The organism is Streptococcus sp. 2741 (assembly GCF_013276315.1).
In the GTDB taxonomy this organism is placed as follows: Bacteria; Bacillota; Bacilli; order Lactobacillales; family Streptococcaceae; genus Streptococcus; species Streptococcus pseudopneumoniae.
The window spans coordinates 1-731 of record NZ_VMKU01000142.1; the positions used below are offsets into that span (position 1 = coordinate 1).

Annotated in this window: 8 tRNA genes; all 8 read right to left on the reverse strand. The window is 50.6% G+C overall.

Going from position 1 to position 731, the window contains the following annotated elements:
* Nucleotide 1 precedes the first annotated feature (1 nt).
* Nucleotides 2-75, reverse strand: a tRNA-Pro gene (locus tag HT671_RS10725).
* 15 nt (nucleotides 76-90) lie between these two features.
* Nucleotides 91-164, reverse strand: a tRNA-Arg gene (locus HT671_RS10730).
* Nucleotides 165-175: 11 nt separating this feature from the next.
* A tRNA-Leu gene (locus tag HT671_RS10735) sits at nucleotides 176-261 on the reverse strand.
* Nucleotides 262-268: 7 nt separating this feature from the next.
* Nucleotides 269-340 (reverse strand) — tRNA-Gly (locus HT671_RS10740).
* Nucleotides 341-362: 22 nt separating this feature from the next.
* Nucleotides 363-435 (reverse strand) — tRNA-Thr (locus tag HT671_RS10745).
* An 18-nt stretch (nucleotides 436-453) separates the two neighbouring features.
* Nucleotides 454-535, reverse strand: a tRNA-Leu gene (locus tag HT671_RS10750).
* A 5-nt stretch (nucleotides 536-540) separates the two neighbouring features.
* Nucleotides 541-613: transfer RNA gene (locus HT671_RS10755), tRNA-Lys, on the reverse strand.
* A gap of 24 nt (nucleotides 614-637) precedes the next feature.
* A tRNA-Asp gene (locus HT671_RS10760) sits at nucleotides 638-710 on the reverse strand.
* Between the last annotated feature and the right edge of the window lie 21 nt (nucleotides 711-731).

Sequence of the window (731 nt, forward strand, 5' to 3'; positions counted from 1 at the left end):
ATCGGGAAGACAGGATTCGAACCTGCGACACCTTGGTCCCAAACCAAGTACTCTACCAAGCTGAGCTACTTCCCGAGTTAAATAGAAAAATGCACCCTAGAGGAGTCGAACCTCTAACCGCCTGATTCGTAGTCAGGTACTCTATCCAGTTGAGCTAAGGGTGCTCATTAGTTTATGCCGAAGACCGGAATCGAACCGGTACGATCGTTACCAATCGCAGGATTTTAAGTCCTGTGCGTCTGCCAGTTCCGCCACCCCGGCCTCTCTAAGCGAACGACGGGATTCGAACCCGCGACCCCCACCTTGGCAAGGTGGTGTTCTACCACTGAACTACGTTCGCACTATTTTCTTCTATCTAAAAATGCCGGCTACATGACTTGAACACGCGACCCTCTGATTACAAATCAGATGCTCTACCAACTGAGCTAAGCCGGCTCAGTTATTATATCTCAATGCGGGTTAAGGGACTTGAACCCCCACGCCGTTAAGCGCCAGATCCTAAATCTGGTGCGTCTGCCAATTCCGCCAAACCCGCAGATATGACCCGTACTGGGCTCGAACCAGTGACCCATTGATTAAAAGTCAATTGCTCTACCAACTGAGCTAACGAGTCTAAAATAACTTTCGTTATTTCAAACGGTCCCGACGGGAATCGAACCCGCGATCTTCGCCGTGACAGGGCGACGTGATAACCGCTACACTACGGGACCTTTGGGAGTTAACGGGATCGA